Raw genomic sequence first — 26822 nt, forward strand, 5'->3', positions numbered from 1 at the left:
ACCCGATTGTTCCTAAACACACAATAAATTACTAATATTTTAAATATGATTAGCCGCATTCTAGTATACGGCATGCGCTTTTTATATGAATTATAAAAAAAACAAAACATGGCAAAAGATATAAAATTTGATATTGAAGCTCGCGACGGATTAAAACGTGGTGTAGATGCACTAGCAAACGCAGTAAAAGTTACATTAGGACCTAAAGGAAGAAACGTTATTATTGGTCGTTCATTTGGCGCTCCAGTAGTTACTAAAGATGGTGTTTCGGTTGCGAAAGAAATCGAACTTAATGATCCTTTAGAGAATATGGGTGCTCAAATGGTTAAAGAAGTCGCTTCTAAAACCAACGATTTAGCAGGAGACGGTACAACCACCGCTACTGTTTTAGCGCAAAGCATTGTAAAAGAAGGGTTACGTAATGTGGCTGCCGGTGCTAATCCAATGGATTTAAAAAGAGGAATTGACAAAGCAGTTGCTGCTATTGTTGCAGACCTTGCAAAACAAAGCCAAGAGGTTAAAAATTCTTCAGAAAAAATTAAACAAGTCGCTTCAATTTCGGCCAACAACGACGAATTAATTGGTGATTTAATCGCTAATGCTTTCGCAAAAGTTGGAAAAGAAGGCGTTATCACTGTTGAAGAGGCAAAAGGAACAGATACTTACGTAGATATCGTTGAAGGAATGCAGTTTGACAGAGGCTATTTATCTCCCTATTTCGTTACCGATAGTGAAAAAATGATTACCGATTTAGAAAATCCATACATTTTAATTTACGATAAAAAAGTATCTACTATGAAGGATTTACTACCGGTTTTAGAACCCGTAGCACAATCTGGAAAACCATTATTAATTATCGCAGAAGATGTTGATGGTGAAGCATTAGCTACATTAGTAGTCAATAAATTACGTGGCTCACTAAAAATTGCTGCTGTTAAAGCACCAGGCTTTGGAGACCGTCGTAAAGCTATGCTAGAAGACATTGCTATTTTAACTGGGGGAACTGTAATTTCTGAAGAAAGAGGCTTTACGCTAGAAAATGCCACTTTAGAGATGTTGGGTACGGCCGAGCGTATTACTCTAGACAAAGACAATACTACAATTATTAATGGTGCCGGAGAAAAAGACATGATTAAAAATCGTGTAAACCAAATTAAATCTCAAATCGAATCTACAACTAGCGATTACGACAAAGAAAAGCTACAAGAACGTTTAGCTAAATTAGCTGGTGGTGTTGCTGTATTGTATGTTGGCGCTGCTTCTGAAGTAGAAATGAAAGAGAAAAAAGATAGAGTTGACGATGCTTTACACTCTACTCGGGCTGCTGTTGAAGAAGGTATTGTTGCCGGTGGTGGTGTTGCCCTTGTAAGAGCTAAAACTGTTTTAGCAAACTTAAAAACAGATAATTTAGACGAAACTACAGGTGTTCAAATTATTGCTCGTGCTATTGAGGCTCCTTTAAGAACTATCGTTGAAAATGCTGGTGGTGAAGGAAGCGTAGTAGCTGCTAAAGTAATGGAAGGTAAAGACGACTTTGGTTACGATGCTAAATCTGAGCAATATGTGTATATGTTTGAAGCAGGAATTATCGATCCTAAAAAAGTAACACGTGTCGCATTAGAAAATGCAGCGTCTGTTGCCGGAATGATTTTAACAACAGAATGTGCTCTTGTTGATATCAAAGAGGATGCTCCAGCAGCTGGCGGCGGAATGCCAATGGGTGGTGGTATGCCAGGAATGATGTAATATCAAAACCTGTAGAACTACAAAAAACGCTTCAATAGTTATTGAAGCGTTTTTTTTATGCCATTATGTAATCTATTTTAGGTTTGTAAATGCACTCGGTTATTTCAACAAAAATGAGTTCTAAAAGTAACTCTCGATTACGTCTGTAGTATTTTAACTTCTACATCTTTTTTTTATAATAATAAAATGCTGGTAATAGCAACAATAACAGCAGTGGCTGTATTAAAAAACGACGGATATTAAAAAACACATAATAATCTTCTTGTCTTGGATCAATTACAAAGTATAAGAACAATGAAATCAGTAGTACATAGGAGGCCATAAGAATGAGTACAGAAAACTTAACGATACTTTTATCCTTAAAAAACACATATAGAATCGTTAGCGATATAACGGCGTTCATTACGTATCGTAACGTTGCAAAAGCTGTTAGTTTAAATATTTCGCGTCGCGGAGAATCAATGTATAAATAATTATTATCAAAAAAGGCGAGATACGGATCGTAAAATAATTCGTTTTCAAAGAAGCGTATAAGCGCCAATAATGAAAAAAGTATAAAGAGTAAAATGTATCTTTTATAATTCATCAGATGTTTTTTGATAGTCTTCTTTATTACGTTTTCTTATATTCGAAAAGCGATTTACCCAAAGCATCCATAATAAAAAGACAATGCCATAAATAAGAGCTGGAAAAACAACGCTATGTAAAAAATCACTATGTTCTGGATAGCGGTATAAACCAATAGATAAAATAACGATGCGTACTAAATTAACCAAATACACAACTAAAGCACCAACGAACAAATATGTTATAGTGGTTTTAACTGTTCCTGAAAAGGCAACCACAAACGACACAAACAAGATAATAACACTCACCGAATTACAACCTTCAATAATACGTGCTACGTACTGATCGTTAATAACAAGTTGTATGGACGCTTCATTAGGATGCGGCAAAGCGACTGTGTTATACCCTAAACCATTTAGCAACCCCTTGATTTGCTCTGCCACTTGATAGGTTAAATAATCTGGATAATAGGGTGAACCTTCAGAGAAATCTAAATACAATTTGTAAGAAAAAGACAGAACGAAATACACCATCAAAAATGTAAGGATAAATTGTAATACATACTTATATTTTAGCAGAAGTGCTTTCACTTAAATTATTAAAAACAGATTATTATTTATGTGTTTTGAAAGGTTGAAATTAAGCCTTTTTAAATACTTTTACCAAAATTTTTATACTTATCATGTTCAGCACCTTAAAACCACAAGTAGACACTATTATTTCTCAGCAAAAGACGGCTTTAAATGACAAATTATTAGCCATTTGCCAACTTCTAGAAACGACTATCCCACATTATAATTGGGTTGGTTTTTATTTTAAAAACGGAGACAAAAACGAATTAAAACTAGGCCCATACGTTGGGGAGCCGACAGACCACGACATTATTCCTTTCGGAAAAGGTATTTGCGGACAAGTCGCTATAAGTAATAAAAATTTTGTTGTGGCCGATGTTGCCGCTCAAGATAATTATATTGCCTGTAGTATTACTGTAAAGGCCGAAATTGTCATTCCTATTTTTGTAAATGGCGAAAATATGGGACAAATTGATATCGATTCGAACACGCCAGACCCTTTTACCGAAGCCGATGAGCGCTTTTTAGAGTTTGTTTGCGCTAAAGTATCTGCGTTATTAGAAGCCTAATCGCGCTTGTTAATAACTACAGTATTTAGTTCAAAAACACTTTTTATTTTTATTTCAATTAAAGCGCGAATTCATTACATTTGACCGCTTATTAACACAACTATAATGAGCAATAACAAAACAATTAAATCTGCATTAATTTCTGTATTTAGCAAAGAGGGTTTAGAACCAATTGTTAAAGAATTAAATGCACAAGGTGTCACTATTTATTCTACTGGTGGAACCGAAAAATTCATCACCGATTTAGGCATAAAAGTCATTCCTGTAGAAGACGTTACCTCGTACCCGTCCATACTTGGTGGTCGTGTAAAAACATTGCACCCTAAAGTATTTGGAGGTATTTTAAACCGCCAAAACCACGACGGTGATGTTAAAGAAATGACAGAGTACGAGATTCCACAAATAGATGTTGTTATTGTAGATTTATATCCATTTGAAAAAACAGTAGCTTCGGGTGCAAGTACTCAAGATAGTATCGAAAAAATCGATATTGGAGGGATTTCTTTAATTCGTGCGGCTGCTAAAAACTATGCTGATGTAATTTGCGTCTCTTCAGTAAATGATTATGCTGAGTTTTTAGAATTAATTACCGATAAAAAAGGAAACTTAGCGGAAGCAGACCGAAAACGTTTTGCTGCTAAAGCATTCAACATCTCGTCTCATTACGATTCTGCAATCTTCAATTATTTTAATACCGAGGAAAACATCCCTGCATTAAAAGTATCTGAAACAGAAGGAAAAGTATTGCGTTATGGAGAAAACCCACACCAACGCGGATTTTTCTATGGAGATTTCGACGCTATGTTTTCACAACTTCACGGTAAAGAATTAAGTTACAATAACCTTTTGGATGTTGATGCTGCTGTAAATTTAATGGACGAGTTTAAAAACGACGCGCCAACATTTGCCATTTTAAAACATAATAATGCGTGTGGTTTAGCGCAACGTAACACCCTTTTAGAAGCATATAACGATGCCTTAGCTGGAGACCCTGTTTCTGCATTTGGTGGTGTGTTAATTTCTAATACCGAAATAGACGCAGCAACCGCTAAAGAAATTCATAAACTATTCTGCGAAGTGGTTATTGCACCGTCTTTCTCTACTGACGCTGAAGCGTTATTAAAAGGAAAAAAGAATAGAATTTTATTAGTTTTAAAAGACGCTAAATTAGCACAAACAACCCTAAGAACGTGTTTAAACGGTGTGCTTGTTCAAGACAGAAATACTATTACCGATACAAAAGAAGATACTAAAAAAGCTACAGAAAAAGCACCAACTGATACTGAGTTAGACGATTTAATCTTTGCCTCTAAAATTTGCAAACACACAAAGTCTAACACTATCGTTTTAGTAAAAGGCAAACAATTGTGTGCTAGCGGAACGGGACAAACAAGCCGTGTTGACGCCTTAAACCAAGCCATTCATAAAGCGCAATCTTTTAAATTTGATTTAAACGGAAGTGTAATGGCCAGCGATGCTTTTTTTCCATTTCCAGATTGTGTTGAAATTGCTAAAAATGCAGGTGTAACTGCGGTGATTCAACCCGGAGGTTCTATTAAAGATCAATTAAGTATCGATTACTGTAACGGCAATAACGTTTCTATGGTTTTTACCGGAACACGTCACTTTAAACACTAAGAAATATAATAAACGCTCTCGAGCTAAAGTCATAGCCGCAGTAAAGTCAAGACCGAGGTATTGCAAGAAACTAGGCCTTTTTAATCTTGATTCTATGCAAAACTTAATTATTTTGAATACTAAGCCAAGGCTAAGCTTCTGGGATTACTAGATATTAAAGAAACAAAAAAGCTTCAATTTATACATTGGAGCTTTTTTTATGTTTTCAAATGAAATAAAATAACAAAAAAGCGAGTCGTTTTTTTAGAATCCTTTTCATATTAAAAATTTATATAAAGAAGTATAACTAATAAAGTACATTATTTTCTATACTTTTACTACTTTTACATTCTCGTAAATTCGAGACCGATACTAACTTCAATAATTACACACAAGGCATGGGATTTTTTGATTTCCTAACAGAAGAAATTGCTATTGATTTAGGAACTGCAAACACGTTAATTATACACAACGATAAGGTTGTTGTAGATGCACCGTCTATTGTTGCGCGCGATCGCATTTCTGGAAAAATAATTGCAGTTGGCCAAGAAGCCAATCTGATGCAAGGTAAAACACACGAAAACATAAAAACAATAAGGCCTCTAAAAGATGGTGTTATTGCAGATTTTGATGCTTCGGAGCAAATGATCAGTATGTTTATTAAAAATATTCCGGCACTTAAAAAGAAGTTATTTACACCGGCTTTACGTATGGTAATTTGTATTCCTTCTGGAATTACAGAAGTAGAAATGCGTGCAGTAAAAGAAAGCGCCGAACGTGTTAACGGTAAGGAAGTGTATTTAATACACGAACCTATGGCCGCTGCAATAGGTATTGGCGTAGATATTATGCAACCTAAAGGAAATATGATTGTTGATATTGGTGGAGGAACTACCGAAATCGCTGTTATTGCTTTAGGCGGTATTGTTTGTGACAAATCTGTTAAAATTGCAGGTGATGTGTTTACAAACGATATTATTTATTATATGAGAACGCAACACAACCTTTATGTTGGAGAGCGTACGGCTGAAAAAATAAAAATACAAATTGGTGCTGCCACTGAAGATTTAGATCTTCCGCCAGAAGACATGAGCGTTCAAGGCCGTGATTTACTAACCGGAAAACCAAAGCAGGTTCAAATTTCTTACCGAGAAATAGCTAAAGCTTTAGACAAATCTATTCTTAGAATTGAAGATGCCGTAATGGAAACCTTATCGCAAACACCTCCAGAATTAGCTGCCGATATCTACAACACTGGTATTTATTTAGCCGGTGGTGGTAGTATGCTTCGTGGTCTAGACAAACGTTTATCGCAAAAAACAGATCTTCCGGTTTACATTGCCGAAGATCCGTTAAGAGCTGTCGTTCGTGGTACAGGTATTACCTTAAAAAATCTAGCTAAATTTAAAAGTATATTGATAAAATAAACCTAAACATTTAAATGCAACAAATAGTAAACTTTATACTTAGAAACAAATCGTTTCTACTGTTTCTATTTCTATTTCTAGTGTCTTTGGGTTTTACTATTCAATCGCATTCTTTTCACAAGAGCAAATTTGTTAATTCTGCCAATTTTATAACTGGTGGCGTTTATAATTTATCCAATAATTTTAGCGACTATTTTGGGCTTAAAAAACAAAATATTTTGCTACAAGAAGAGAATAATACTTTAAAATCTTTATTGTATAATTCTAAAGACCAAAGAGACTCCGTTTTTATAGATAGCACGCGATTTAATAAAACCTACCGATTTATTTCTGGACAAGTGATTAGAAATAGCTACTCTAAAACCAATAACGTTGTTTTAATTAATAAAGGGGAAGCGGATAGCTTAGAGCAAGATTTAGGAGTAATCACCTCTAAAGGTATCTTAGGTATTGTAGAAAAAACTAGTGCACATAACGCTACGGTTTTATCTGTATTAAATACAACGACGCGCATTAGTGCACAGCTAAAAAAGACCAATCATTTCGGAACCATTTCTTGGAATGCCAAGTCACCAAAATATATTCAGCTAACAGAAATACCGCAAATTGCGCCGGTTGTTGTTGGAGATACCATAATAACTTCTGGGCGTTCGGTGATTTTCCCAAAAGGCGTTCCGGTGGGAACAATAGCAAAATTTAATCTAGATGCTGCCGAAAATTATTATGAAATAACCGTGGAGTTATTTAATGATATGACAAATTTAGAACACGTTTATATTATACAAAACACAAATAAAAACATCCTAAAAACCCTTTTAAACAACAGAAATGACTAGTATACTATCTGTAAACACCGTCCGTTTTGTTGTTTTGCTATTCTTACAAGTTTTAGTATTAAGCAATATTAATTTCTTAGGATATATTAATCCGCATCTCTATATCTTATTCATTTTGTTATTCCCCGTGAAAAACAACCGAATGACGTTTCTCTTTTTAAGTTTTCTTTTAGGTTTAAGTATCGATATGTTCTTAGACACTGGCGGCATTAATGCTGGAGCTTCTGTAGCTATTGCATACATTAGACCAGTAGCTTTAAAGTTTAGCTTTGGGACGCTTTACGACCATCAGTCTATAAAATTTAGCACCACAGAGTTAAGTCAAAGAATTACCTATATTTCTATTCTTACCATAATTCATCATTTTATATTCTTTTCTTTGGAAATATTTAACTTTTCCAAGATAATTTTAATATTAGAAAATACGTTATACTCGAGTATATTCACTATACTCCTCTGTGTTTTAATAACTGTAATTTTTAGTAGAAAGAAAAAGAAATGAGACAATTTTTACTTTTTATATCCGTAGTCATTGTTGGTTTGCTTTTTACTGCCAGATTATTTTACCTTCAAGTGTACTCTTCAGACGGCTATAGTCTGTTTGACGATAACGCCATTAGAAAAGTCTACAACTACCCGAAACGTGGTTTTGTATACGATAGAAATGGCAAATTACTAGTGGCCAACCAACCCTCTTATGATGTAATGGTCATTCCTCGCGAAGTAAAACCTTTAGACACTTTAGAGTTTTGCCAATTACTTAAAATAGACAATGAGCAGTTTAAAAAACGACTAGATAAAGCTAAAAACTATTCGTTCCGTCTACCCTCTGTTTTTGTATCACAATTATCTAAAGAGGACTACGCCATTTTACAAGAAAAAATGCGTAAGTATGAAGGGTTTTATATTCAGAGACGATCGCTACGACAATACGAAACTACTATTGGAGCCAATGTTTTAGGCGATATTGGCGAGGTAAACTATGCTATAATAGACGATGACCCTTATTATAAAATGGGTGATTTAATTGGGAAGCAAGGTGTAGAATCTTCTTATGAAACTGTGTTAAGAGGAAAAAAAGGAATTCAATTTATTCAGAAAGACCGTTTCAATAGAAATATTGGCCCCTATAAAAATGGAACGTACGACACGATACCCGAACCGGGAAAAGATATAAAAATAACTATCGATGCCAAGTTACAAGCCTACGGCGAACTCTTAATGCAAAATAAACGCGGTGGTATTATTGCTCTCGAGCCCCAAACTGGTGAGATTTTGGCAATGATCTCTGCCCCCACTTACGACCCCAATGCTTTAGTAGGCCGTAAGCGCTCTAAAAATTTTACTAAATTATATTACGACACGATTGCAAAACCATTATTCAATCGAAGTTTACAAGGGGTTTACGAGCCTGGCTCTCCTTTTAAATTGTTAACAGGAATAATTGCATTGCAGGAAGCGGTCATTGATCCTTCAGAAAAAATAACATGCTATCGCGGTTATAAATACGGTAATCGTTTTATGAAATGTCACTGTGTTTCTGGAACACGCCACGATATGGTGAGTGCTATTGAAAACTCATGCAATGCCTATTTTGCGTCTACCTACCGCCGTATTTTAGATAAAAACGGAAATGCATCAACAGGTATCGATCGTTGGAGTACGCATCTTAAAAGTTTTGGACTGGGCAGTTATTTAAATAACGATTTAAGTGTTGGCCAACCTGGACGTATACCCGATAGAGAATACTACAGCAAGATCTACCCCAACACGTTTTATTCCACCTATACCATTTCCAACGCTATTGGTCAAGGAGAAGTGGCAACAACCCCTATACAGTTAGCTAATGTAGTGGCTGCAATTGCCAATAGGGGTCATTATTTTACACCTCATATTATAAAATCGATAACTAAAGATACTATTCCTGATAAATACAGCACACCAAACTACACTACAATCGATAAAAAACACTTCGACCCTATAGTTGAAGGGATGTATCAAGTGTATAAGAAGGGTACAGCGAGTTATTTAAAGGTTGATGGCATAGATATTTGTGGAAAAACAGGTACTGTAGAAAATTTTACGACTATTGATGGTGTACGTACACAACTTACAGACCACTCTATTTTTGTGGCTTTTGCGCCCAAAGACGACCCGAAAATTGCCATTGCTGTTTTTGTAGAAAACGGATACTGGGGAAGTCGTTTTGCAGGTAAAATTGCCAGTTTAATGATAGAAAAATTTATAAAAGGCACCATTTCAAGAACCGATTTAGAACAGTGGTTATTAACTCATAGTTTAGAAAACGAGTATGCAAAACCGCAATCTGGCGAAGCTTTTGGTATCAATAGACAAACACAGCTTCAAGTGGTTCCAGTAGATAAAGAAGCACTTACAATTTACGAAGACAACAACGAGAAGTTATAATCCATGTTAAGAGAAACCGACAGACATTTTAAATTTGATTGGATTACAATAATTCTGTTTTTCTTATTAGTGGGTTTTGGGTGGCTAAATATTTTATCGGCGTCACATACTGGCACCACTTTAGAGTATTTCAATTTTCAAGATCCTTATAGTAAGCAACTTGTTTTTATACTGCTATCCGTAGTTTTAATTATTGTAACTCTGTCTATAGATGCTAAATTTTATGAACGCTTTTCGAGTGTCATTTATATCATCGCCTTACTGTCGCTAGTGGGTGTTTTAATCTTCGGAAAAACCATCAATGGTTCGACATCGTGGTACAGTTTAGGGATTATGACCTTTCAACCAGGTGAGTTTGCCAAAGCAGCCACTGGTTTGGCAGTCGCCAAGTATATCAGTGATTTACATACAGACATTAAACATTTTAAAGATCAAATTAGAGTATTTGCCATTATTGCGATACCAGCGATTTTAATTTTGCTTCAAAATGATACCGGCAGTACGTTAGTATACGCCTCATTTTTCTTTGTTTTGTATCGCGAGGGTTTACCTAAAGTGTATTTAATTATTGCGATGCTTGTAATTATTATTGGTATGTTAACCCTGAAATTCGGTATTTTAATTACGACAATAATAGCTATCATTTCTGTTTTAGTATACTACTTTACGCGACGTAAAAAACCAGCGATACTACAGCCTATATTTATAGTTGTCGTATCGATCTTGTTTTCATTTGTTGTACGTTATGCTTATAATAATATTATACCCTTTCATCAAAAAGATAGAATTAGTATTTGGCTGCGTTTAGAAAAAGATCCTGCCGAGTTATTAAAAATGCGTCAAACAGTGGCCTATAACCTCAACGAATCTGAAAAAGCAATTAGCTCTGGTGGTTTTTATGGAAAAGGTTTTTTAGAAGGTACACGAACTACGGGTAAGTTTGTCCCCGAACAGCACACCGATTATATTTTTAGTACCGTTGGTGAAGAATGGGGTTTTATTGGCACCTTTGGGGTCGTGCTCGTCTTTGTTTTATTAATTATACGCATTTTACACCTCTCTGAGCTACAGAAATCACAATTTAGTCGCGTTTACGGCTATTCTGTCGCGTCTATATTCTTTATTCACTTTATGATTAATATTGGAATGGTTATGGGCTTAATACCCACCATTGGTATTCCTCTACCCTTATTTAGTTATGGAGGTTCTGGACTTTGGGGTTTTACCATTTTACTCTTTATTTTCGTTAAATTAGACTCCAATAGAATAAACGAGTGGTAAAATAAAAGCCTAAAAAAACCTCAAGTGTTAAGACTCAAGGTTCATTTATTTTTACGCTGAAAAGTACTAATTACTCTTTCTTATTAATCTCTAATTTTTCAGCAAAGTAATCACAGAAATCTTTCATTGTTGCTGTCATTTTGTCGTCTTTAGTAGCGCGTTGAAACGTATCGCTCATCGCCACCAATGTTTGATGAAAAAACACTTTCATCTCATCTACAGGCATATCTTTCGTCCATAAATCGATACGTAAAGACTCTTGAGCTTCACTATCCCATACAGATAACATTAATGCTTTTGCTTCTTCGTTATTAATTCCGCCATCTTTCGCTGTCCAGTGTAATTTTTCTGGAACACGATTCTCATCTAATTCAACGTTTAACGTAATTTCAGATTTTATATTTGTCATTATCTACTCGGTTTAAATTTTGCGTTATTAAAAATATCTTCGCTACTTTTATTTAATAGTTGATTAAAAGTAACCTCGTTGTTTTCCATATAAGACTTCACGATTTGCCAGCCTATATATTGCCCCAATTTATCGGGCGATTCATTGTCTATTTCTTCTAAATAAAATTTAGAGAATGGGGCCGAATTAATAAAGCGATTAGCCAATTTCGTATCGGTACTAAACAGCAATTCGCGATCTACAAAATAGCGCCAAATGTAAGCTTCATTTGCTTTTGCCCACTCTAATTGTTCTGTCGTATAGCCTATTTTTTGGGCATCGGTTCTAAAAGGTATCACGCGATCTTTAAAATAGAGTGATTTTCCAGAATAAATCATATCATCGATAAGTCGTTTTCTCTCGTCGTGAAAAATAAATTTTTCGGCATATTTACCGGCCATATCCACCACAATTTGTTCGCGGCTAAAATCGGCTCTTAAATACTCTTGAATCCCTACATAAAAATAGTGTTCGCTTCCTAAATACGTGTCTAAAGAAATAAGTGTAATCGTATCGGTTACAATCACATTATTTCTATAATCTACATTAGAAGTGGTAGTAATTACACGAGGCGTTTTAAACTCTGTAAAATAATAGGTAAGATGCTTAAATAAATTCTTAATCTCTTCTTCTTCAGCCTTTAAATCTCTAAAAGCCTTTACCGTTTCTGTACTTAATTCTTGCTGAATAGTATCCTTTAATTGTTCTTGCCAAAAAGAATCGTCGAAAGTTTCGGGAAACATAAAAGGATATTTTGCTTTTAGTTCTGGTAAATTATTTTTAGAAGCTTCATTAAAAGCCACATCAAAACGATCGATCTTTAAATCAATTGTAATCTTATCTATTTCTTGTGCTTCTTTAGTATCATTATTACACGATAAAATCAGAAAAAAAACACAGAGAATGTATGGATATATTTTCATCGTAAAGTTAGACGCTGTTAATTTTTATTAATTAAGTGTTTCGTTTACTTTTGTGTTGCAAAGGTACTATTCTTTGTCATAAATTCTCTAATAATGCAAACAGAAAAAGTAGTCGATTATATCGTAAATTGGTTAAAAGAATATGCTAATAACGCAAAAGTTAACGGTTTTGTTGTCGGAATTTCTGGCGGAATAGATTCGGCTGTAACTTCTATACTTTGTGCAAAAACAGGATTAGATGTTTTATGTATTGAAATGCCTATTCACCAAGCCGAAAGTCACGTGTCTCGCGCTCAAGAACACATTTCTTTTCTAAAAGAAAACTACCCTAAGGTAAGTGATACACGAACCGATTTAACCCCAGTTTTTGAAGAATTTAAAACCGAAGTATCTCTTAAAGGAAACCAAGCCACTGTAGATATGGCATTGGCAAACACAAGAGCTCGTTTGCGAATGACCACCTTGTACTACCACGCGGGATTATTGGGCTTGCTCGTCGCCGGAACTGGAAATAAAATTGAAGATTTTGGCGTAGGTTTCTACACAAAATATGGTGATGGCGGCGTGGATTTAAGTCCGATTGCCGATTTAATGAAAAGCGAGGTGTACGCCATTGGAGACTTTTTAAAAGTACCAACATCCATTTTAAAAGCCGCGCCCAGCGATGGTTTATTTGGAGATGAGCGCAGTGATGAGGACCAAATAGGCGCTTCTTACCCAGAATTGGAATGGGCAATGACTCAGGACGAAAAGGGTAAATTAGCTTCTGATTTTTCGGGAAGACAACAAGACATTTTTTCTATTTATAAACGATTAAACACGGCTAATAAACATAAAATAAACGCAATACCCATTTGCCATATTCCTAATAATTATAAGTAATACTGGTTATTATTCAAAAAAAAAGTATCTTTACTATGCTATTAATCAAAGTACTGTATGATTATTATTAAATATCATACCTAAAAAACGCATATTATGGTCAAGCTATTGGTCGTTGATCAACACCCTGTTCTTAGAAAAGGATTGGAATTGATATTCGCTCCTTCCCGAGAGATAAAACTTATGGGATCGGTTGGAGATGGAGAAGCTATATTCGATTTTATAAAAAAAACAAAAGTAGATGTTATTTTAACCGAAATCGATCTACCAAAATTAAATGCACTTACCGCGCTGCGACGGTTAAGTAAGGAATTCCCAGAAATTAAAGTTATTATTTTTAGTGCGCTCCCAGAGAGTGTGTACGCGTTAAGTTCGATAAAAGCGGGCGCCGATGGTTTTATACCAAAAACGCTAGATGTATTATCTCTTAAAGAAGCCATCATTAAGGTTAAAAATGGAGGACTTTATTTAAGTGAGTCCATTGCTAAGCGTTTATCGCAAGTATCCAAATCTAAGAACAACAATGCTTTTTATAAAAAATTATCGACGAGAGAAGTCGAAGTATTAAAGTTATTATCAATTGGAAAAAGAAATAAAGACATCGCCGAAGAATTGTCTATTAACGAAAAAACGGTAAGCACTTACCGCGCCCGCTTAATGAAAAAATTAAATGTTACTAATTTAATAGACTTAGTCACCCAAGCAAAAAACATAGGCTTATAACACGCGATTAAGCTTACGAGATAACAATATTTTTAATCCGTAGTAATCCTTTACCTCTTCCAAAACATTTCTATTTACTTCGTTTTTATTTTGAAGTGTTTGGGTTTGGAACCCTTGTACTTTACGGTCTATTAAATGGCAGCGCAGACTTAAAATAGTTTCGCTTACTAGTTGTGCCACAGTATCTGACTTACTTTTAGGAAAAATATCTTTACGTTCCCAGTCCGATAGCGAGTGGCGCTCTTCTTCCATTAATATTGACGTAACATCTTGTGCCATATCATGATCGACAGCATTGATAAAGGTATCGACTTCAAAATTAGGATTTTGATTTAAAATTTCGATAATTTTAATATATAAGCTTTTAAATCGGTCGTTAGAAAATTCCATTTCATCCTCTTGCAAATCTAAAAAGATCTTTTCGAATACTTTAACTTGATGTTTTACCGGTTCTAATTCCAGATCCCCTTTCTCATTTTCTTTTAAAATAAGATCCTCAAAATCTTCCGTTCTATTACCGTATAATAAGAGCAACTCGATAATTTTACGCTCTAAAACATATTGAATATCTACTTTTTGAGGCGGCTCTTCATTTTTTATAACATCAAAAGCCCTAGGATCCTTATTGTAGTCTGGTGCGGCCTCTTTTGCATTTTTGTTATTTAGTTGTGCTAATGAACTAAACAAAACCTGTTCTCTAATATCCATTATACGCGCGCACTCCTGAATGTAAATTTCTTTCTTGATACGATCAGGAATTTTAGAGATACTATTCATTATATCTCTAATGGTCTCCGCTTTTTTTATAGGATCGTTCTTAGAGTCTTCATATAAAACCGAAGCTTTAAACTGAATAAAATCTTTAGCATTCTCGTCTAAATACGTTTTTAATTCGCCTAACGTATTTTGTCTGGCAAAACTATCTGGATCTTCTCCTACCGGAAATGTACAGACTCTTACGTTCATTCCTTGTTCCAGAATTAAATCTATACCACGCAACGACGCCCGCATTCCGGCGGCATCACCATCAAAAAGGACGGTTATATTTTTTGTTAGTCGGCTTATTAATCGTATTTGGTCGCTGGATAGCGCCGTTCCAGAAGAGGACACGACATTATGGATTCCTGTTTGATGAAACTGAATGACATCGGTATATCCTTCTACTAAATAGCAATTATCTTCTTTCGCTATACTTTGCTTCGCGTGGTAAATACCGTAAAGCACTTTGCTTTTGTAGTATAATTCACTTTCCGGAGAGTTTAAATATTTTGCAGCATTTTTATCATTTCCTAAAATACGACCCCCAAAACCCAAAACACGACCACTCATACTTTGTATAGGGAACATTACGCGCCCTTTAAAGCGATCAAACCGTTTCTCTCCTTTAACAATAGTTAAACCCGATTGTTCTAGAAACTCTAATTTATATCCTTTTTTTAAGGCGTTGTCTGTAAAGGCTTGCCATTCATCAATAGAATATCCTAAATCAAACTTTTTTATGGTTTCGTCTGTAAATCCACGCTCCTTAAAATAACTTAAACCAATTGCTTTACCTTGATCGGTTTTATGCAACGTCGTTTGAAAATAGTTACTCGCATATTCACTTACCAAATATAAACTTTCGCGTTTATCTTCCGCTTTTTTTTGATCGTCAGACTGCTCGGTTTCTTCAATATCAATACTATACTTTTTAGCTAAGTATTTAATGGCCTCCGGATACGTAAAATGCTCGTGCTCCATTAAAAAAGCCACTACATTTCCTCCTTTTCCACTAGAAAAATCTTTCCATATTTGCTTTACTGGCGACACCATAAAACTTGGTGAACGCTCGTCACTAAAAGGGCTCAAGCCTTTAAAGTTACTTCCAGATTTTTTTAATTGCACAAAATCACCAATAACTTCTTCAAGTCTGGCTGTTTCGTAAACTTGTTCTATGGAGGCTTTAGATATCAATAAAAAGAGGTTTTAGAATTACAAATTTAAGTATTTAATTTTGTTAAATCGCATTTAAATAGTCCGCATTACTTACTAACTTTCTTTAACTTTAATACCATAAAACCACGATAAATGACAACTAAAAAGAAAAGAAAACGATTCAAAAAAAAGCGATATATAATTCCTGCGCTACTTGTAGTTGCCATCATTGCTTTCAGAATATACCTGCCCACATTGGTTAAAAATTATGTGAATGAGGTGTTAGCAGACCTCCCTGGTTATTACGGTCAAGTCGAAGATATAGATATTTCATTACTTCGCGGTGCCTATGTTATTAATGGGTTATACTTGAATAAAGTGACGGCGAAAACACAGGTTCCTTTTTTAAAATTTCCTAAAAATGATATATCAATTGAATGGCATTCTCTTTTTGATGGCAAAGTGGTCTCTGAGATTATAATGACTAGCCCCGAAATTATATATGTGTTAGAAGATCAGGAAACCGAAGGTGAAGAACCAAATGTCGACGATTGGACCAAGGCATTAACCGATTTAGTACCTATAAATATTAACCATTTCGAAATTCACGATGGTAAAATTGCATTTGTACAATTGCAAGCGAATCCAAATATAGATTTACAATTTAATACTTTAGAACTCATTGCCGACAATTTAAGAAACGTGAAAGAAAAAGGCAGGGTCTTGCCGTCGCTTATTAGCGCCACAGCAGTCTCTATTGGCGAAGGCAAAGTCTCGCTAAACGGCAGTGCTAACCTCCTTAAAGAAATCCCAGATATCGATATTTCTTTCGCCTTAGAAGACGCCAATGTTACAGCCTTGAACGATTTGACTAGACATTACGCCGGTATCGATTTTAAAAGTGGAACTTTTGGACTCTATAGTGAAGTGGCAATTGCCGATGGTTATTTAAAAGGCTATATGAAACCTCTATTAACCAATTCTAAATTAATAAGTAAAGAAGATGGTTTCCTGGGTGTGCTTTGGGAAGGATTTGTTGGTTTTTTCAAGTTTGTACTAAAAAACCAGAGTACAGATACTTTAGCTACAAAAATACCAATTGAGGGGGATTTAAATACCGTAGATGTTGGCGTTTGGAAAACCATTGGAAACATTTTTGGTAACGCCTGGATTAAGGCTTTTAAAGGTGTCGTCGATGATGATATAGAATTTAAGGATGCCTTTAAAGACGCTAAAGAAAAGACCGATAAAAAAGCTGAAAGACAAACAAAAAAGACGTCATAGCATTTAAATGACGTCTTTTCTATTGGCAACTATTCAAATTCAATCCAAATCTAAGCGTAAACCGAGAGAAATGTTATTTTGTTTCACCTCTTGATTTTTAAAGGTTTCTGATAGGTTGTATTTTATATACACGCTAAAATCGTCGTAACCAATATAACCACTTAGCCCATAAATAAAAGTATTTGTATTAAAATCGCGTTTCGTTTTGTGCTTAATAGCATCGCCATTTTCTTCATATTTTAATTTCTGAATCGTTCCTATATTTGCACCTGCAAAACCGCCAAGTCCAATTTTAAAGGTGTCATTATTTATGTAACGAATACGATCTTTCTTTTCTATTTTCTGTGAAGGTCCAAATTCAAAATGAACAGGAATTACCAAACTCGTGGTTCTAAATTTCGCTTTCTTAAGGTTATAACTAAAATCTTCTAACGTTGTTACCTTGTCATTATCTTCAAAATAGTTATTGTCTTTAATCTCGTATTTATTCCATTGTAAAGACAAGCCGTATTTAATTCTCGCAAAGTTGGTGTGTTTAAATAGTCGGGTGTTCCATAACCAACCCAATTCTACAAAGCCCGAGCCCCCTACTTTGTATGGCGAATCGCTAAAGTCTTGTCCTTCTATAATGGCATTATTTAAACCAATAGCGAACAAAAACTGATTTCCTGTGCGAATATCATATTTAATTGGTTTCGATTTGCCTTTAATTTTTAGCCCTTTTTCTCCTGCTCCTATGGTTACCGAAAACATATTTTTGGAATCTTCAAAAGAAATAGTATCGGTTTTATTTCGCTCGAAATATTCCATTCTGTTTTCGGTAATACGGATGCGGTTTTCAATATTTAAAGCGCGTTTAATGGCGGCGGCTTCTTTAAGGTGTTCCGCCTCTTTATATGAGATTTCTTTATGTAAAACACGCTCATTTACCGTTTTGACTTCTATTCTTAAAGCGTCGCGTTCCTCGGCACGAATGCTTTCTTTTAAAGACTCTAAGCTATGTATTGCTTTATCTTTTTCAGGATTTTTAATGGTGTCTTGTGCGTACAATTGAAGTCCACAACATAATAAAATCAGGACCGTTACGTGTTTAATAATAGTGTGCATAAGTGTTCGTTTTTTGATTGATTGATTGATTGATTGATTGATTGATTGATTGATTGATTGTATTGATGAAAATGTATTGAGCTGTAACACCCTGTTATTCGTTGCGCTCGGCCACCACTCCTTTTACCGTGTAATAACTAGATTTTATTGTTTTAAGCATTTTATCTCTAAGCGTTTCTTCTAAGTCGTCCTCTACTTCGTTTAACAAACCGTTATAATCTAGAATTTTCGGTGTATAACTTTTTTGTTGCAGTGCTAATTTTTGCTGCGCTGCCGCAAGTAAATTCTCTGTTTCTTGAGGTGAGAACAGGCCGCTCTCTTTAGCAATTACAACATCACTTTCTAGTATTGAATGTTTTATCTCGACTACCGCAATAGTATTCTTAACTGTGTTTTTTTGAAGCGTTTCTGATCTTTCCTTTTGATTTTTAGTTGAATTATATTGTGCTGCATGTGACGTTTTTTTTGAATGTTCAGCGACGCGATTTCTCGCCGTTTCATTTTGCGCCGTTTTTTTAGCCTTTTCTTCTACCTCATTATGCTCAAGTTCTTTTTTTTTAATATGATTAGTATTTGCGTTATTTTCAGCGGTTTTACTTTCTGTAGACGTTTCAATAGTATCAACTATAATTTCAGTCTCTTCATTCTTAAAAATGAGCGTAACACACAATAAAACGCCAATAAAGGTCGCAGCGAAAGCCATTAAATAATACCGCTTTTTAGCGCTTTTTATACGCTGTTGATCTAATCGCTCATTGAGTCTTTCCCAACTCTGCTCAGAAGGCGCGATCGTTCTCTTTTCAATCGCCCCGCTTAATTTATTATCTATTTTATGTGGTGCCATAGCTCGTAATATTTAATGCTTTAATTTGACTTTGCAGTAGTTTTCGTGCTTTAAACAGTTGCGATTTCGAGGTGCCTTCAGTAATATTTAAAAGCTGCGCAATTTCATAATGTTTAAAACCTTCAATGGCGTATAGCCCAAAGACCATCTTATACCCTTGCGGCAAACCATCAATTAACTCTTGGATATGCTCGACATCTAAATCTGTACTGTAGGTGTATTCGGAATCATAAGCGCCCGCTATATCATCTACTAGAAACACTATCTTTTTTTTCTGTCTTAAATATGAAATACATTCGCGAACTATTATTCGTCGTATCCAACCTTCAAAACTGCCTTCATTTTTAAAACTTTTTAAATGCGTGAACACTTTAAAAAAACCATTCAGCATAACATCTTCGGCATAGTGACGGTCCTTAATATAGTATCTACAAAGACTCAACATTTTAGGTGCGTGCTGCGCATACAAAGCATTTTGTGCTTCCCTATTGTTTTTAATAGCGTGACGAATCAGCTTATTTTCATTTTTATAAAGTTGAATAACTTTCAAGTAGGAGGGTGTTAGTCGTTTCTATTTATAAAGACGCAGATGATTGACAAAAGGTTGCCTGAACATTCCATTATTTTTAATAAAAATAGTTGATAATAAGACTGACAGCGTATTGAAGTGTTATTTTTTTCGTTCGATTACGTAGTTCACCATAAGTTCTAGTGCTTCTTTGTATTCTGAATCTGGATAATTCTCAAGAATTTGAAGTGCTTCGGCTTGGAAGGCTTTCATTTTAGCCACAGCATAATCTAAACCGCCATTAGCTTTCACAAAATCGATAACCTCGTTAACACGTTTTTTATCTTTATTATGATTTTTAATCGAGTTGATTAGCCATTTTTTTTCTTTTTTAGTACACGTATTAAGCACATAAATAAGAGGCAGTGTCATTTTCTGTTCTTTAATATCAATCCCTACTGGCTTACCAATTGCTGTAGAACCATAATCGAACAAATCATCTTTTATCTGAAATGCCATCCCAATAAGCTCTCCAAATCTACGCATCGTTTCAACATCTGTAGACTCTGGTTTTACCGAAGCGGCACCCAAACTACAACACGCGGCGATTAAAGTCGCTGTTTTTTGGCGGATAATCTCGTAATAAATAGCCTCGGTGATGTCTAGCTTTCTTGCTTTTTCAATTTGAAGCAATTCACCTTCGCTCATTTCTCGAACAGCAACCGATATAATTTTAAGTAAATCGAAGTCATTATTATCAATAGACAATAATAAACCTTTAGATAACAAGAAATCTCCAATAAGCACGGCGATTTTATTTTTCCAAAGCGCGTTGACAGAGAAAAAACCACGGCGGTAATTACTCTCGTCTACCACATCATCGTGCACTAGAGTTGCTGTGTGAATAAGTTCTATTACCGAAGCACCACGATAGGTGCGGTCTTTGACCTCTCCTTTAGACACCATTTTAGCCACTAAAAAAACAAACATAGGTCGCATTTGCTTCCCCTTTCTATTCACAATATAATGAGTGATTCTATTTAATAAAGCTACTTTTGAAGACATTGCTAGCCTGAATTTCTGCTCGAAAATATCCATTTCGAAGGCTATGGGTTGCTTTATTTTTTCGGTGATTTTCAACGGTCTAAAGGTATAATATGTAGGTTTCAAAATTACGAAATTAAAATTGAAGCTAAACCACTATATTTTATAAAAAAGCAAAATAGCATGTAGGCAAAAAACTACTTTATTTAAAAAAAATAGAATAGTTCACAAAAATTTTATATCTTAACTTATTAATCTAAAAATCAAGAAATCATGAAAAAAATTACTTTACTCTTTCTTTTTGCTTTTGTTCTATCTTTTGGAGCTAAAGCGCAACAAAACACAATATGGTCTGACGACTTTAACGATGAGGACATCTCTGATTGGACTTTAGTTGATGCAGATGGCGATGGAAACAATTGGGGAGATTTATTCCAAGTAACTGACGGAGGTACACCTCCTGTACCTGTAACACCAGTTTCTTTAATTTCTCGTTCTTGGCAAGGCTCACCTTTGACACCAGACAACTGGGCAACTACTAGTGCTATCGATTTAACCACTGCTGGAGGTGTTGTTACTCTAGAATATATTACACAAGTTCCTGCAGCTTCTTGGGATCAAGAATATTATTCTGTTTACGTTAGTACTACCAATGATATTAACTTAATTCCTACAGACCCAAATACAGTAGAATTATCTGAAACGTTAGGTGATGCTGGTGACACAGGAGCTCCAACTCCAAAATCTGTAGACATTTCTGCACTTTCTGGCGCGCCTGTTGTTTATGTAACATTTAGACATCATAATGTTACTGATATGGATTTTATTTCTATTGATGATGCAGTAATTAACGCAACTGTTTTATTAAGTGTTAATGAATTCGATTTAGAAAAAATGTCTCATTTCTATAATAAAAACACAAAAGAATTATCATTAGATTCAGCTAACGCTGCTTTCTCTTCTATTGAAGTTTACAATATTTTAGGACAGCAAGTAGTAAATAAAAAATTATCTAACAAAACAGAATCTATTAGCATGAGTAGCTTAACTGATGGTGTTTATTTAGTTAAAGTTTTTATTGGTAACACTTCTAAAACAATTAAAGTTTTAAAGCAGTAGAATAAAAACCTATATTATAAGTAAAGCCAGCACATTTAAATGTGCTGGCTTTTTTTTTAATAAAAAAAACAAACCACTAGAAATCAAAACATTAAATGTAAAACGTATTGTTTTTTTTATTATCTTAATTTGATAATTCTAAAAAATACATCATTATGAAAAAAATTACTTTACTTTTTATTTGTGCATTTGCTTTTAGCTTTATAAGCTATGCACAAAACGATTGTGCCTCTGCGCAAGCAGTAACCGCAGGTACAACTACTATTACGGCAATTGACGGAACAGCTCCCACACTCATTTGTGATGGAGAACCTGCAGCAACAGCCGGGGAATGGTTCGCTTTTACAGCAACTATAGACGGGGTTTTAAAGGTAACCTCAGACCTTCCTGCTAATTCAGGTGGAGACACAAACCTACATATTTATTCTGGGACTTGTGGAGCTTTAGTATGTATTGGAGGAAATGACGATGTTGATCTTGCAGGACAAAATTACCTGTCAGAATTAACGTTTGAGATAACTACAGGTTCGGTTTACTATATTGTATTTGACGACAGATGGGAGGCTACTGGATTTGATTTCCAAGTAACAGAAACTGCCGTAAGCTGTAATTATAGTTTACCGTATGCAGAAACTTTTGATGATAATAATACGTTTATGGTGTGTTATGAAAAAGAAGATGTTGATGGTGATGGCATCTCTTGGATCTCTCAACAGGATTTAGATTTAGATGGAGACGGAACTCCAGAAACGTTTGCTACAAACGGTAACTCTGCTGCAGGCGCAACTAAAAACGATTGGTTAATTAGTCCGGCGTTTACTTTGGATGCTGGAACTCCTTACGAAGTTGTTAGCCGCTTTAACACTACAGGAGGCTCAGGAAGCTTAGAAGCGTTTATTATAGACGGACCAACTTATACAGCCAACCAAGTAGCAACTTTGTTCTCTAATGCTAACATTCCTGATGTTACAGCTTTTGCCGATTTAGAAACTCAAGCTTACGAAGAGATGCATCAATTTACACCTACTTCTACTGGAGACTATCACATAGCTTACCGTAGTTTTGGAGCTGGTGGAACCGGATTCCTTTTGCTTTTTGATTCTAATATCACATCTACACTGAGTGTCGATGAATTTGCTTCAGATGGGTTCTCTTATTTTTATGATAAAAACACAGATGTTTTAAAGTTGGAATCCACAATTCACTCTGGATTTACTGCTATTCAAATTCATAATATTCTAGGACAAGAAATAGTAAACCGACCACTCTCTAATAAAACAGAATACATTGACCTATCTAGTTTTCAAGAGGGTGTGCTTCTAACTAAAGTATTTATTGACGGAAAAGTTAAAGTCTTAAAAATCATTAAGCATTAATTTCTTTACTTTTAAACCACAAAAAAAGCGATCAGTGTTACAATTGATCGCTTTTTTAATTTATAAAGAACATGTTATTTAACTCTTATTTGCTAATTGACCACAAGCCGCATCGATGTCCTTTCCGCGACTTCTGCGCACATTTACAACTATTCTATTTTTTTCTAAGTGATAAATATAATCTTCTATTGCTTGATTATCGGCTTGCTGAAATTGGCCATCATCAATAGGGTTATACTCTATAATATTAACTTTACAGGGTACATATTTACAAAACTGAACTAGTGCATCGATGTCTTTTTGACTGTCGTTAATATCTTTCCAAACTATATATTCGTAAGTAATTTTACGTTCGGTTTTAGCATACCAATATTCTAAGGCTTCTCTAAGATCGGCTAACGGAAAATGCGCATTAAACGGCATAATTTCTGTTCTTACCTCATCGATTGCAGAGTGCAAAGAGACGGCTAAATTAAACTTAACAGCATCGTCTGCCATTTTCTTAATTATTTTAGGCACTCCCGATGTAGACACGACAATGCGCTTAGGCGACATTCCTAAACCTTCTGGCGAGGTGATTTTATCGATTGCCTTAATAACATTGTTATAGTTCATTAAAGGCTCTCCCATTCCCATAAACACAATATTGCTTAACGGTCTATCAAAATACAGTCTACTCTCGTTGTCGATAGCAATGACCTGATCGTAAATTTCGTCTGAATTAAGATTTCGCATACGTTTTAAACGCGAAGTTGCACAAAATTTACAGTCTAAACTGCACCCTACTTGACTAGAAACACAAGCCGTTGTTCGGTTTTCGGTGGGTATTAAAACAGATTCTACAACTAAGTCATCGTGTAAGCGTACTGCATTTTTAACAGTCCCATCGCTACTTCTCTGCATCGTGTCCACTTTTATGTGATTAATCACAAAATTCTCAGCCAACATCTCACGGGTTTCTAAAGAGACGTTGGTCATATCCTCAAAACTATGAGCACCTTTACCCCATAACCATTCGTAAACTTGGTTACCTCTAAAGGCTTTATCGCCTTGTTTTTCGAAGAATGCGCGAAGTTGTTCCTTCGTTAATGCGCGTATGTCTTTTTTTTGTTCTGCCATAAGTTTTGCAAAAATAGTGAATCGTTTTGCGCTAAACGATTTTTGATTATTTTTTATGATAGTTTTACGTATAAAAAAAGCCTCAACTGATAACAATTGAGGCTTTTAGTCTTTTATTTAGAAGTCATTAGATGATTAACATCGCATCTCCATAACTATAAAAATTGTATTTTTCTTTTACAGCTTCCTCATACGCTTTTTTTACAAAATCGTAACCTCCAAAAGCTGAAGCCATCATTAATAGCGTCGATTTTGGGGTGTGAAAATTTGTAATCATACAGTTGGCAATACTAAACTCGTAAGGAGGGAAAATAAATTTGTTAGTCCATCCGTTAATTTCATTTAATGTTGCACTAGAAGACACCGCACTTTCTACAGCACGCATTGCCGTGGTACCCACTGCACAAATACGTTTTCTTTCTTTTAAAGCTCTGTTTATTCTTTCTACCGTTTCAGGGCCAATAAATACTTCTTCACTGTCCATTTTATGTTTCGATAAATCCTCAACCTCTACAGGGTTAAAGGTACCTAAACCAACGTGTAAAGTTACTTCAGCAAAATCTACACCTTTAATTTCTAAGCGTTTTAATAAGTGTTTAGAAAAATGCAATCCAGCAGTTGGCGCTGCTACTGCACCTTCCGTTTTCGCGAAAATGGTTTGGTAGCGCTCTTCGTCTTGCGGCTCTACGTCTCTCTTTATATATTTAGGAAGTGGCGTTTCTCCTAATTCGTGTAATTTTTTTCTAAATTCTTCATACGATCCGTCGTACAGAAAACGTAATGTTCTACCTCTAGAGGTTGTATTATCTATAACCTCAGCGACTAAACTTTCGTCTTCCCCAAAATATAATTTATTTCCAATTCTTATTTTACGAGCTGGATCTACTAAAACATCCCAAAGGCGTTGTTCTTCGTTTAATTCTCTTAATAAAAACACTTCAATTCTAGCTCCCGTTTTCTCTTTGTTACCAAATAAACGTGCAGGAAATACTTTTGTATCATTAAGTATCATTACATCCTCTTCATCGAAATAATCTATGATGTCCTTAAACATCTTATGTTCTATGGTTTGCTCTTTTCGGTTTAAAACCATTAAACGCGATTCATCTCTGTTTTCAGAAGGGTATTCTGCTAATAGCTCTTCCGGTAATTCGAAGCCAAAATGTGATAATTTCATTTAGTTTGTTTTATATTATGATTACAAATATACAATCTCAAGATAGCCGTTGTCAAGTAAATGACTGATTATTATTTATTAAAATGAAAATCCAATGCGTTTTAGATCGTCCCAAAATGTAGGATACGATTTAGACACCACCGAAGCATCCTCAATTAGTATTGAAATTTTTAAAGCCAAAGGCGCGAAAGCCATAGCCATTCTATGATCGTTGTATGTTGCGATAGAAATACCCCCCGTAAGTTTTTCATTTTTAGACAAATGCAAACGTGAATCCGTCACATCAATTTTACCACCTAGTTTTTCAATTTCAACTTTAAGCGCCTCTAAACGGTCTGTTTCTTTAATTTTTAAAGTATGAAGTCCAGATAAATCACACTGTAAACCTAAACCCAACGCCGTTATTGCAATTGTTTGCGCAATATCTGGAGCGTTTACTAAATTAAAAGCAATGACAGTATCTTTCTGTACCGCTCTTGTTTTTGTAAGATTTAATGTATGATCTTTAAACTCTGAAGTCACACCAAACTGGTCGTACAATTGTGCTAACACAGAATCGCCTTGCAAGCTTGTTTTTTTATAGGAGTTTAGCGTAATACGTGTCCCGATTTCACTCAACGCAACGATACTATAAAAATAAGACGCCGAAGACCAATCGGATTCTACTACAATAGTTTGTTTCTTTACAGTTCCTAAGTGCGGATATACCGTAATTATTTGATTTTCAAATTGCGTTTTAACACCTATTTGCTCTAATAGATGTAGCGTCATTTTTATATAAGGCACCGAAGTGATAGTTCCCTTTAAAGTTAATTCTAATCCGTTTTTTAATGTGGGCGCGATCAGTAATAATGCCGAAATATACTGACTGCTCACATTGGCTTGTAAGGCAACCTTATGATTAGGCAACGTTTTACCAGTAATACGTAACGGCGGAAATCCGTTTTCGGTTATATACTCAATATCCGCTCCCAAGTCGGTTAAAGCATTCACTAAAATGGCAATGGGACGCTCCGTCATCCGTTGCGAACCGGTTAGCGTTACTGTTCTTTCTTTTAGTGTTGAAAAATAGGCCGTAAGAAAACGCATTGCCGTCCCCGCGTGATGAATATCGATAACAGCATCTTTTGATGTTAGTGCGCTTAACATTACACTAGAATCGTCTGAATTGGATTGGTTTTCGATGTGCAATTCTGGATATAAAGCCTGCAGAAGCAATAAGCGATTGGTTTCGCTTTTAGAGCCCGTAATTTGAACCGCTAACGGTTCTTTTTTTAATTCAGATTTTTTAAGATGAATATCCATACTTTAT

At 35.1% G+C, this 26822-nt stretch carries 25 protein-coding genes; 13 read left to right on the forward strand and 12 right to left on the reverse strand.

All coding sequences use genetic code 11. The features are described from left to right. Window positions 1–108: 108 nt before the first annotated feature. Window positions 109–1746: a chaperonin GroEL gene (gene groL / locus ES676_RS01765; protein ID WP_148368326.1), complete on the forward strand. Its 1638-nt coding sequence runs from the start codon at window positions 109–111 to the stop codon at window positions 1744–1746. Between the two features lie 160 nt (window positions 1747–1906). Here the strand turns inward: groL and ES676_RS01770 are convergent, their stop codons facing one another. Together ES676_RS01770 and xrtF are read right to left on the reverse strand one after the other, a co-directional pair. Beyond that, window positions 1907–2332: an exosortase F system-associated membrane protein gene (locus ES676_RS01770; RefSeq protein ID WP_148368327.1), complete on the reverse strand. Its 426-nt coding sequence runs from the start codon at window positions 2330–2332 to the stop codon at window positions 1907–1909. Further along, a complete protein-coding gene (gene xrtF / locus ES676_RS01775) occupies window positions 2322–2903 on the reverse strand; it encodes an exosortase family protein XrtF (protein ID WP_148368328.1) in 582 nt (193 codons plus the stop codon). The genes ES676_RS01770 and xrtF overlap by 11 nt, the downstream gene beginning before the upstream one ends. A 92-nt stretch (window positions 2904–2995) precedes the next feature. Here xrtF and ES676_RS01780 point away from each other — a divergent pair, with 92 nt between their 5' ends. From ES676_RS01780 to rodA, 7 genes are all read left to right on the forward strand, one after another. Further along, window positions 2996–3454: a GAF domain-containing protein gene (locus tag ES676_RS01780; RefSeq protein WP_148368329.1), complete on the forward strand. Its 459-nt coding sequence runs from the start codon at window positions 2996–2998 to the stop codon at window positions 3452–3454. Between the two features lie 105 nt (window positions 3455–3559). Then, the gene (purH, locus tag ES676_RS01785; RefSeq protein WP_148368330.1) at window positions 3560–5092 is read left to right on the forward strand and encodes a bifunctional phosphoribosylaminoimidazolecarboxamide formyltransferase/IMP cyclohydrolase; all 1533 of its coding nucleotides are present in this window, start codon (window positions 3560–3562) and stop codon (window positions 5090–5092) included. A 377-nt stretch (window positions 5093–5469) separates the two neighbouring features. Beyond that, window positions 5470–6498 (forward strand): rod shape-determining protein, encoded by a 1029-nt coding sequence (locus tag ES676_RS01790; RefSeq protein ID WP_148368331.1) that lies wholly within the window; start codon window positions 5470–5472, stop codon window positions 6496–6498. 14 nt (window positions 6499–6512) lie between these two features. Continuing rightward, a complete protein-coding gene (gene mreC / locus ES676_RS01795) occupies window positions 6513–7334 on the forward strand; it encodes a rod shape-determining protein MreC (RefSeq protein WP_148368332.1) in 822 nt (273 codons plus the stop codon). Beyond that, window positions 7327–7836: a rod shape-determining protein MreD gene (locus ES676_RS01800; RefSeq protein ID WP_148368333.1), complete on the forward strand. Its 510-nt coding sequence runs from the start codon at window positions 7327–7329 to the stop codon at window positions 7834–7836. Before mreC ends, ES676_RS01800 begins: the two co-directional genes overlap by 8 nt. Beyond that, entirely contained in the window at window positions 7833–9761 is a 1929-nt protein-coding gene (gene mrdA / locus ES676_RS01805) for a penicillin-binding protein 2 (RefSeq protein WP_148368334.1), read from the forward strand. The genes ES676_RS01800 and mrdA overlap by 4 nt, the downstream gene beginning before the upstream one ends. Before the next feature lie 3 nt (window positions 9762–9764). Then, window positions 9765–11042: a rod shape-determining protein RodA gene (rodA, locus tag ES676_RS01810; protein ID WP_148368335.1), complete on the forward strand. Its 1278-nt coding sequence runs from the start codon at window positions 9765–9767 to the stop codon at window positions 11040–11042. A 70-nt stretch (window positions 11043–11112) separates the two neighbouring features. On the opposite strand, the gene gldC is transcribed toward rodA, so the two are convergent. Further along, entirely contained in the window at window positions 11113–11451 is a 339-nt protein-coding gene (gldC, locus tag ES676_RS01815; protein WP_148368336.1) for a gliding motility protein GldC, read from the reverse strand. Further along, window positions 11451–12413 (reverse strand): gliding motility lipoprotein GldB, encoded by a 963-nt coding sequence (gldB, locus tag ES676_RS01820; RefSeq protein WP_148368337.1) that lies wholly within the window; start codon window positions 12411–12413, stop codon window positions 11451–11453. The genes gldC and gldB overlap by 1 nt, the downstream gene beginning before the upstream one ends. Window positions 12414–12506: 93 nt before the next feature. On the opposite strand from gldB, the gene nadE reads away from it, so the two are divergent. After that, window positions 12507–13295, forward strand: a complete 789-nt coding sequence (gene nadE / locus ES676_RS01825; protein WP_148368338.1) for an NAD(+) synthase — start codon at window positions 12507–12509, stop codon at window positions 13293–13295. Between the two features lie 96 nt (window positions 13296–13391). Beyond that, on the forward strand, window positions 13392–14018 hold the full coding sequence (locus ES676_RS01830) for a LuxR C-terminal-related transcriptional regulator (RefSeq protein ID WP_148368339.1): 627 nt from the start codon (window positions 13392–13394) through the stop codon (window positions 14016–14018). On the opposite strand, the gene dnaG is transcribed toward ES676_RS01830, so the two are convergent. Beyond that, complete coding sequence (gene dnaG, locus ES676_RS01835; RefSeq protein WP_148368340.1) at window positions 14013–15971, reverse strand: DNA primase; 1959 nt, start codon at window positions 15969–15971, stop codon at window positions 14013–14015. The two genes, ES676_RS01830 and dnaG, sit on opposite strands and share 6 nt — an antisense overlap. Before the next feature lie 114 nt (window positions 15972–16085). Between dnaG and ES676_RS01840 the strand changes: the two genes are divergently transcribed. Further along, on the forward strand, window positions 16086–17216 hold the full coding sequence (locus tag ES676_RS01840) for a DUF748 domain-containing protein (RefSeq protein ID WP_148368341.1): 1131 nt from the start codon (window positions 16086–16088) through the stop codon (window positions 17214–17216). Between the two features lie 39 nt (window positions 17217–17255). On the opposite strand, the gene ES676_RS01845 is transcribed toward ES676_RS01840, so the two are convergent. The 4 genes from ES676_RS01845 to ES676_RS01860 all read right to left on the reverse strand — a co-directional run bounded on the left by ES676_RS01845 (window position 17256) and on the right by ES676_RS01860 (window position 20815). After that, entirely contained in the window at window positions 17256–18323 is a 1068-nt protein-coding gene (locus ES676_RS01845; protein ID WP_148368342.1) for a hypothetical protein, read from the reverse strand. A gap of 94 nt (window positions 18324–18417) precedes the next feature. Further along, entirely contained in the window at window positions 18418–19167 is a 750-nt protein-coding gene (locus tag ES676_RS01850) for a hypothetical protein (RefSeq protein WP_148368343.1), read from the reverse strand. Continuing rightward, window positions 19154–19717 (reverse strand): RNA polymerase sigma factor, encoded by a 564-nt coding sequence (locus ES676_RS01855; RefSeq protein WP_148368344.1) that lies wholly within the window; start codon window positions 19715–19717, stop codon window positions 19154–19156. The genes ES676_RS01850 and ES676_RS01855 overlap by 14 nt, the downstream gene beginning before the upstream one ends. 120 nt (window positions 19718–19837) lie before the next feature. Next, window positions 19838–20815, reverse strand: a complete 978-nt coding sequence (locus ES676_RS01860) for a polyprenyl synthetase family protein (protein ID WP_148368540.1) — start codon at window positions 20813–20815, stop codon at window positions 19838–19840. A 177-nt stretch (window positions 20816–20992) separates the two neighbouring features. Here ES676_RS01860 and ES676_RS01865 point away from each other — a divergent pair, with 177 nt between their 5' ends. Both ES676_RS01865 and ES676_RS01870 read left to right on the forward strand, forming a co-directional pair. Beyond that, window positions 20993–21838: a T9SS type A sorting domain-containing protein gene (locus tag ES676_RS01865; protein ID WP_148368345.1), complete on the forward strand. Its 846-nt coding sequence runs from the start codon at window positions 20993–20995 to the stop codon at window positions 21836–21838. A 155-nt stretch (window positions 21839–21993) separates the two neighbouring features. Further along, the gene (locus tag ES676_RS01870) at window positions 21994–23214 is read left to right on the forward strand and encodes a T9SS type A sorting domain-containing protein (RefSeq protein WP_148368346.1); all 1221 of its coding nucleotides are present in this window, start codon (window positions 21994–21996) and stop codon (window positions 23212–23214) included. Window positions 23215–23292: 78 nt separating this feature from the next. On the opposite strand, the gene rlmN is transcribed toward ES676_RS01870, so the two are convergent. From rlmN to ES676_RS01885, 3 genes are all read right to left on the reverse strand, one after another. Continuing rightward, complete coding sequence (gene rlmN / locus ES676_RS01875; RefSeq protein ID WP_148368347.1) at window positions 23293–24333, reverse strand: 23S rRNA (adenine(2503)-C(2))-methyltransferase RlmN; 1041 nt, start codon at window positions 24331–24333, stop codon at window positions 23293–23295. Between the two features lie 127 nt (window positions 24334–24460). Next, window positions 24461–25510, reverse strand: a complete 1050-nt coding sequence (queA, locus tag ES676_RS01880; protein WP_148368348.1) for a tRNA preQ1(34) S-adenosylmethionine ribosyltransferase-isomerase QueA — start codon at window positions 25508–25510, stop codon at window positions 24461–24463. A 78-nt stretch (window positions 25511–25588) separates the two neighbouring features. Next, window positions 25589–26815 (reverse strand): 3-phosphoshikimate 1-carboxyvinyltransferase, encoded by a 1227-nt coding sequence (locus ES676_RS01885; protein ID WP_148368349.1) that lies wholly within the window; start codon window positions 26813–26815, stop codon window positions 25589–25591. Between the last annotated feature and the right edge of the window lie 7 nt (window positions 26816–26822).

The sequence above is a fragment of the Bizionia saleffrena genome (assembly GCF_008086175.1).
In the GTDB taxonomy this organism is placed as follows: domain Bacteria; phylum Bacteroidota; class Bacteroidia; order Flavobacteriales; family Flavobacteriaceae; genus Bizionia; species Bizionia saleffrena.

What these genes read in the sequence shown, in the direction of transcription:
- ES676_RS01780 (WP_148368329.1), top strand. Translation starts at nt 2,996, where the DNA reads ATGTTCAGCACCTTAAAACCACAAGTAGACACTATTATTTCTCAGCAA.
- mrdA (WP_148368334.1), top strand. Translation starts at nt 7,833, where the DNA reads ATGAGACAATTTTTACTTTTTATATCCGTAGTCATTGTTGGTTTGCTT.
- gldB (WP_148368337.1), bottom strand. Translation starts at nt 12,413, where the DNA reads ATGAAAATATATCCATACATTCTCTGTGTTTTTTTTCTGATTTTATCG.
- ES676_RS01865 (WP_148368345.1), top strand. Translation starts at nt 20,993, where the DNA reads ATGAAAAAAATTACTTTACTCTTTCTTTTTGCTTTTGTTCTATCTTTT.
- ES676_RS01830 (WP_148368339.1), top strand. Translation starts at nt 13,392, where the DNA reads ATGGTCAAGCTATTGGTCGTTGATCAACACCCTGTTCTTAGAAAAGGA.
- ES676_RS01885 (WP_148368349.1), bottom strand. Translation starts at nt 26,815, where the DNA reads ATGGATATTCATCTTAAAAAATCTGAATTAAAAAAAGAACCGTTAGCG.
- ES676_RS01800 (WP_148368333.1), top strand. Translation starts at nt 7,327, where the DNA reads ATGACTAGTATACTATCTGTAAACACCGTCCGTTTTGTTGTTTTGCTA.
- ES676_RS01790 (WP_148368331.1), top strand. Translation starts at nt 5,470, where the DNA reads ATGGGATTTTTTGATTTCCTAACAGAAGAAATTGCTATTGATTTAGGA.
- ES676_RS01850 (WP_148368343.1), bottom strand. Translation starts at nt 19,167, where the DNA reads ATGGCACCACATAAAATAGATAATAAATTAAGCGGGGCGATTGAAAAG.
- rodA (WP_148368335.1), top strand. Translation starts at nt 9,765, where the DNA reads ATGTTAAGAGAAACCGACAGACATTTTAAATTTGATTGGATTACAATA.
- ES676_RS01770 (WP_148368327.1), bottom strand. Translation starts at nt 2,332, where the DNA reads ATGAATTATAAAAGATACATTTTACTCTTTATACTTTTTTCATTATTG.
- rlmN (WP_148368347.1), bottom strand. Translation starts at nt 24,333, where the DNA reads ATGGCAGAACAAAAAAAAGACATACGCGCATTAACGAAGGAACAACTT.
- queA (WP_148368348.1), bottom strand. Translation starts at nt 25,510, where the DNA reads ATGAAATTATCACATTTTGGCTTCGAATTACCGGAAGAGCTATTAGCA.
- gldC (WP_148368336.1), bottom strand. Translation starts at nt 11,451, where the DNA reads ATGACAAATATAAAATCTGAAATTACGTTAAACGTTGAATTAGATGAG.
- ES676_RS01845 (WP_148368342.1), bottom strand. Translation starts at nt 18,323, where the DNA reads ATGCACACTATTATTAAACACGTAACGGTCCTGATTTTATTATGTTGT.
- ES676_RS01870 (WP_148368346.1), top strand. Translation starts at nt 21,994, where the DNA reads ATGAAAAAAATTACTTTACTTTTTATTTGTGCATTTGCTTTTAGCTTT.
- groL (WP_148368326.1), top strand. Translation starts at nt 109, where the DNA reads ATGGCAAAAGATATAAAATTTGATATTGAAGCTCGCGACGGATTAAAA.
- mreC (WP_148368332.1), top strand. Translation starts at nt 6,513, where the DNA reads ATGCAACAAATAGTAAACTTTATACTTAGAAACAAATCGTTTCTACTG.
- purH (WP_148368330.1), top strand. Translation starts at nt 3,560, where the DNA reads ATGAGCAATAACAAAACAATTAAATCTGCATTAATTTCTGTATTTAGC.
- nadE (WP_148368338.1), top strand. Translation starts at nt 12,507, where the DNA reads ATGCAAACAGAAAAAGTAGTCGATTATATCGTAAATTGGTTAAAAGAA.
- ES676_RS01840 (WP_148368341.1), top strand. Translation starts at nt 16,086, where the DNA reads ATGACAACTAAAAAGAAAAGAAAACGATTCAAAAAAAAGCGATATATA.